General features: G+C 72.3%; 3 protein-coding genes and 1 pseudogene. 1 reads left to right on the top strand and 3 read right to left on the bottom strand.

What is annotated here, in order from left to right; all coding sequences use genetic code 11:
* Window positions 1-14: 14 nt before the first annotated feature.
* Window positions 15-1,319, top strand: a pseudogene (locus tag ACLBXX_RS19455) (L-serine ammonia-lyase); the annotation flags it as partial.
* Window positions 1,320-1,329: 10 nt separating this feature from the next.
* Here the strand turns inward: ACLBXX_RS19455 and ACLBXX_RS19450 are convergent.
* The 3 genes from ACLBXX_RS19450 to helR all read right to left on the bottom strand — a co-directional run bounded on the left by ACLBXX_RS19450 (window position 1,330) and on the right by helR (window position 6,049).
* On the bottom strand, window positions 1,330-2,775 hold the full coding sequence (locus tag ACLBXX_RS19450; RefSeq protein ID WP_447659381.1) for a hypothetical protein: 1,446 nt from the start codon (window positions 2,773-2,775) through the stop codon (window positions 1,330-1,332).
* 61 nt (window positions 2,776-2,836) lie between these two features.
* Window positions 2,837-3,808, bottom strand: coding sequence for a hypothetical protein (locus ACLBXX_RS19445; protein ID WP_447659380.1), 972 nt, complete (start codon window positions 3,806-3,808; stop codon window positions 2,837-2,839).
* Between the two features lie 63 nt (window positions 3,809-3,871).
* A complete protein-coding gene (gene helR / locus ACLBXX_RS19440; RefSeq protein ID WP_447659379.1) occupies window positions 3,872-6,049 on the bottom strand; it encodes an RNA polymerase recycling motor ATPase HelR in 2,178 nt (725 codons plus the stop codon).
* Window positions 6,050-6,192: the final 143 nt, after the last annotated feature.

Below are 6,192 nucleotides of genomic sequence, written 5' to 3'. Positions count from 1 at the left end.
TCTCGTAAGCCACCGGCCCGTCGAGCTCGCACACGGTCGGGCCGATGCGGGCGGCCGCCGACTTCCGGACGCGGCTGGCCGACGCCGGCGTCCTGGCGGACGTGGTGCGTTTCCGCTGCCGCCTGCACGGCTCCCTCGCCGCGACCGGAGTCGGGCACGGGACGCCGGACGCCGTCATCGCCGGCCTCCGCGGATTCCGGCCCGAGACGGTCGATCCCGAGGTCGTGCACGGCGGGTGGGCGCTTCTGCAGTCGGGCGTCTCGCTCGACATCGGCGGAGTGCCGTTCGTGCACGAGGACATGGAGCTCGCATCGCGCGAGCGTCCGCACGGGCATCCCAACTCACTGCTGCTGGCCGCCGAACTCACCGCGGGGGCCGGGATCCTCGAGGAGACGTATCTCTCCATCGGCGGTGGCTTCATCCGCAGGCTGGACGACGAGCCCGCCGGGGCGGAGACGGCTGCGCTGCCCGCGGATGCACCGCAGTTCCGCACGATGCGCGAACTCCTCGATCTCGCCCGGGGCCGCACCATCGCCGACATCGCGTGGCAGGCCGAGACCGCCGTCCACGGCGCCGCCGAGGCGGCGCGCGGTCTCGACGCGATCTGGGCCGCGATGCGGGCGTGCATCGAGCGAGGGCTGCACTCCGACGGCGTCCTGCCGGGCGGGCTGCGCGTGCCGCGGAGGGCCGCTGCCGCGTGGCGGCAGCTGGGGGAACGCGGCGGATCGACGGATGCCGCCGAGGCGGTGTCCGTCTACGCGCTCGCGGTCAACGAGGAGAACGCCGCGGGCGGCCGGGTCGTCACGGCACCGACGAACGGCGCCGCCGGGGTGCTTCCGGCGGTGCTGTACCGGGCGGCCGTGCCGACGGGCTTCGATCCCGAACTCATCCGCACCTTCCTTCTCACCGCGACGGCCATCGGATCGCTCATCAAGGCGAACGCCTCGATCTCGGGCGCCGAAGCCGGCTGCCAGGCAGAGGTGGGAAGCGCATGCGCGATGGCGGCGGCAGGGCTCACCGCCGTCCGCGGGGGCACGCCCGAGCAGATCGAGAACGCCGCCGAGATCGCGATCGAGCACCATCTGGGCCTGACCTGCGACCCGGTCTCCGGCCTCGTGCAGATCCCGTGCATCGAGCGCAACGCCGTCGCCGCGTCGACAGCGATGACGGCGAGCCGGCTCGCGCTGCTGGGTGACGGCAGTCACATCGTCGACCTCGACACCGCGATCGAGACCATGCGCCAGACCGGCGCCGACATGTCATCGAGGTACAAGGAGACCAGCACCGCCGGCCTCGCCGTCAATGTCGTGGAGTGCTGATCCGCGACGGCTACGGCGCCGCCGGTGCCGTGGGTTCGCTCTCGGCTGGAGGAGCGGCGGGCGGCTCCGCCGTCACCGGCGGCGTCGCGGGCTCAGCGGGTGCGGAGGCCGGTTCAGCGGCGGAGATGGATGCCTCTGCCTCGGGCTCCGGCGCAGGCTCGGCGTCGGTCGGCACGGACTCCACCGGAGCCTGCTCGACCGCAACGGGCTCGACCTCGATGGGTTCCGACGGGACCGGCTGGTCCGCCTCCGGTTCTGCGGGCGCCGGCTCGGTCGCCGCGGGCTCGACCGCAGCAGCGGCGGCAACCGGCTCAGCTGCTTCCAGAGCGGCGGCCTCGAGAGGGGCGACCGCACCGGGCGGCGGCTCGGGGAAATCGAACTCGTCGTCAGGGTCTCCGGCCACCTTCGGACCGATCTGGTCGGAGGTTCCCGGGGTACCCGGTGCGCCGGTCCAATGCTCCGGCGGGACGAGGCTCTCGTCGACGGTGAACGTCAGCGGGTTGTCCCACGCGATCACCTCTGCCACCACGTTCGTCGCCGGGTCCTCGGCCGCGTATGCGACGTAGCGGTGCAGCGGACGTTCGCCGCCAGGGCACTGCAGAGTGTCGGCCGCGACGCCCGTGAGCGCGAACGTCAAGGTGCGATACAGGTCGCACTCGGGCTCCCGGTAACCGCGACGCCACGGCGCCGTCACCTCGGTGACGCCGTCCTCCGCCACGGGGTGGCTCGGGTGATCGAGACCCTGGACGCCCCACTGGGTCATGGAATAGGTGTAGCTCGCGCGGGCCTCGTCGAACGAGCCTCGGCACATGGCGACACCGGCCGAGAGCAGGACGACGTAGCGCGGCGTCTTCATGTTGAACACCCCGAAGACGGGCTCGTTCGTCAGCCTGTTGGGCGCCAGGTACGCCGCGGCGGTGTCGCAGTCCCCCGACTCGAGGTAGCCGTACGCGGGGCCGTCGTCGAAGTTGTTCGGGCTCGTGTCGCTCTTCGGGAGGTCCCACGCGTAGACGACGGTCGGGGGCTGGCCGCCATTCCCGCCCTGGCCGCCATTCCCGCCCTGGCCGCCCGAGCCTCCGCTCCCGCCGGAGCCGCCGTTCCCGCCGCCTCCACGATTCCCGCCGTTTCCTCCCGAACCACTCGATCCACCCGATCCGCCGCCCTGCCGGTTCCGCGGGGTGGGGCTCCCGCCGGAACCGGGCTGCTGAGTGTCCGTGCTCGGCGGGGACGCCGGGGGCGCAGCGTCCGGAATCGAATCCGGCGGCGCCGGCTCACCCGAGTCGGTCCGATTCACGTCATCTCGCGAGTCGTCGTCCCGCTGCGTCGCGGGCGGCTGCTCCTTCTCCGGTGCCACGGGCGAGTATTCGCCGCACCCCGAGAGGCCGAGGGCGACCGCGACCGCGACCGCGGATCCGATCGCGAGCGATCGCTTCGGAGTGGTTCTTGTCGGAGACATCGCTTCCCTCCTTCGTCGAGGATCTGCAGTTGTGGAGGGGTGAAGGGGTGGGGGAGATACCTCAGCCCTGCCCCGCGACCTCGGGCTCCGGGTCGACGCTCGTGCAGGGGCCGAAGCCTCCGGCGTCCGCGATCCCGTAGACATCCCGGACGAAGGTGAACCGCAGACCGTCGCCGTCGACGGGGAGCATGACGACCACGCCGTAGTCGAACGTCCACTCATCGGAGATGAGGAAGTACTTCCCGCCCGTCGATTCGAGGAGGCGCAGGCCGCGATACCGGTAGCGGAGGTCCTCGCCGGATCCGGCGCACGCGACGTCGACGCCCGGCGACACGATGTCGAGCGGCGCCGCGCTGTCGACCATCACTCCCGGCAGCTTCTCGATCTGGTTCGGGAAGTCGCGGGCGAGCTCCGTGCCCTCGACCGTCGCGTAGTTCATCGCCGACCAGAACAGTCCGATCGCCACGAGGATCGCGATCGCGCCCCGCAGGACGCCCTCGGTCATCGGGGCGAACCTCACCGCGTCGCGGAGTCCGCCGCGCAGCATCAGCCCGTAGAGGAGCAGGAGCATTCCGCCCGCGCACACGAGGGGTGCCGCGATGTACGTGATCGCGTACCCGATCAGCCCGAGGACGAGGCCCAGCGCGAACACGCCGACGGCGATGAGCCACATCCAGCGCGCAACCCACGTGACGATGCGGTCGTCGCCTCCGAACCGGATGCGCCGGCGCCGGAGCCACTGGTCGAGCCCGACCCACGCGAGGCCGGCGATCGCCGCGCAGATCGGGAGCAGCACCACCGGCTGCACGCTCCGGCGGACGTAGTCGTCGACCGTCATCCCGAGGATGGCCTCGTCGATGCCGAGCATCTTCGCCATCTGGTCGCTGCGCACCCAGCCGAAGTACACGAGGAGGGCGGTCAGCACACCGACGTTGGCGACGACGGCGAGCAGCGAGCGCACGAGCGACCCGCGCGTCTCGCGATCCGCGGCCTCGACGGCCTCGGATGCCTCGTCTTCGACGTCTGTGCTCACACAGGGGAGAGCGGCCGCGACGCGCCGCAGATACGCCGGCGCCGCGGCATCCGTCCCCCGTCGCTAACCCTCGAGCACCACCAGCCGCTCGGTCGCGCGGGTCATCGCGACGTAGCGGTCGACCGCGCCCTCGATGCCGTCGCCGAACGACGACGGCTCGACGAGCACGACGAGGTCGAACTCGAGGCCCTTCGCGAGCTCGGGCGTGAGCGAACGCACCCGCTCCTGGGGCGCGAACGAGGGGTCGCCGATCACGCACGCCACGCCGCTCTCGCCGTGCTCTGCCAGCCACTCCGACAGGATCCGGTCGCGGTCCGCCACCGCGGCGTGACGCACCGGCACGCCGCTCGACCGGATCGACGTCGGCACGTTCGCGTCGGGGATCGCCGCGCGGATCACCGGCTCCGCCTCGGCCATCACCTCGCTCGGCGTGCGGTAGTTGATGGTGAGTGACGACATGCCCACCTCGGTCAGACCGGCGTGCTCGAGGCGCTCCTGCCACGACTCGTGGAACCCGTGCCGCGCCTGCGCCCGATCGCCGACCACCGTGAAGCTGCGCGACGGGCAGCGGGCCAGCAGCATCCGCCATTCCGCATCGGTGAGCTCCTGCGCCTCGTCGACGATCACGTGCGCGAACGGCCCCGAGAGCAGATCGGGATCGACGGCGTCGAGCACGGACTCGTCGACGAGGCTGTTGCGCAGATCATCGCCGTCGAGCCACTGCATCATCTCGTCGCCGGCCTCCTTCAGCCGGTCGACGACCTGCGCCATGTACTCGCGCTCCTGCGCGAGCTTCGCCTCGCGCTCGCGGCGACGCCGGGACGCCCCCGGGTCACCCAGCCGACGTCGGGCCGCGTCGAGCAACGGCAGGTCGGAGGTGGTCCAGGCCGTGGGGACCGCTCGCTGGAGGGCCTCGATCTCGTCGGGCTCGAGCCACGGCGCGCAGCGGCGCAGATACGCGGGCACGCTCCACAGATCGGAGACGAGAACGGATGCCTCGACCAGCGGCCACGCGCGGCCGAAGGCGCGCGTCAGCTCTTCGTTGCGGGCCAGCGCTCGCCGCAGCTGATGCGGCGGCACCGCTTCGCCGTCGACCTGGTCGGTGAGGATGTCGAGGACCGTCTCCCACACCTGGTCGCGCGCCTCGTTGTGCGGCAGGCCCGCCTCGGCCGATGCGAACGCCTCGGCCCAGTCCTGGGGATCGAGCCGCAGCTCGGCCCAGGGCGTCTCGACGACCATGCCGGTGGTGGGCGGCTCCTCGTAGAGCCGCACGGCGGGCTCGATCGCGTCGACCATGCGGGCGTCGGCCTTCAGGCGGGCGACCCGGGCATCGGGCTCGGCGCCGGCGACCCCGCCCTCGGCCACGAGGTCGCGCAGGGTGCACGTCTGCACGCTCTCCTCACCGAGGCTCGGGAGCACGTCCTCGACGTAGGAGAGGTACGCGGTGCTCGGACCGACGAACAGCACGCCGCCGCGCCCCTCGCCGAGGTGCGGGTCGGAGTAGACGAGGTAGGCGGCGCGGTGCAGCGCCACGACGGTCTTGCCCGTGCCGGGGCCGCCGTCGACCACCAGCGCGCCACGCGAGCCGGCGCGGATGATCGCGTCCTGGTCGGCCTGAATCGTGCCCAGCACGTCGCGCATGCGCGGCGAGCGACTGGCGCCGAGACTCGCGATGAACGCGGACTGGTCGTCGAGGGCAGCGTTGTGATCGAGTCCCTCGGCGGTGAACACCTCGTCCCAGTAGTCGGTCACGCGGCCGCCGGTCCAGCGGTAGCGGCGGCGGCTGACGAGCCCCGAAGGATGGGCGTGCGTCGCGGCGAAGAACGGCTCGGCGGCGGGCGTGCGCCAGTCGACGAGCAGGCGCCGGCCCGCAGGATCCGTGAGTCCGAAGCGGCCGATGTAGACGGGCTCGCTGCCGTCGGCGGGGACCATGCGGCCGAGGCACGCGTCGACTCCGAAGCGGCGCAGCACCCGCAGCCGGGCGGAGACCCGGTGGATCTCGAGGTCGCGCTCGACCCCTGCCTGTCCGTGCCCGCCGGGACGGCGGCGCAGCTCGTCGAGGCGGGCCTCGAGCCCTTCGATGGAGCGCGAGAGCGTGTCGGCGATCGCGGCGAAGTGCTGCTCGTCGCCGCCGATGAGCGCCGGGTCGGACTTGGCCGCGAGGCGGTCGGGAAGGTGGAAGGCGGTGGCGTCGGCTGTTCGAGAGGACGGGTGGGAATCGCTGATCGGAGGGGTGTTCACGGCATGGGCTCCTGGCGGCTTCGCGACGCGGAATCGGACGGAGTGAGTCAGAGGAGAAGGGCGGGGGAGCGTCGCGACCGACCAGTATGCGCCCTCGGGGGGCCCTTGCCGCAAGGCCCCCACCCCCGGATATCCTGGTAGTG

Source organism: Microbacterium sp. C23T (assembly GCF_053345975.1).
The sequence above is the reverse complement of the archived record's forward strand: the minus strand, read 5'-3'. Positions and strand labels throughout refer to the sequence as shown.

What these genes read in the sequence shown, in the direction of transcription:
- ACLBXX_RS19450 (WP_447659381.1), bottom strand. Translation starts at nt 2,775, where the DNA reads ATGTCTCCGACAAGAACCACTCCGAAGCGATCGCTCGCGATCGGATCC.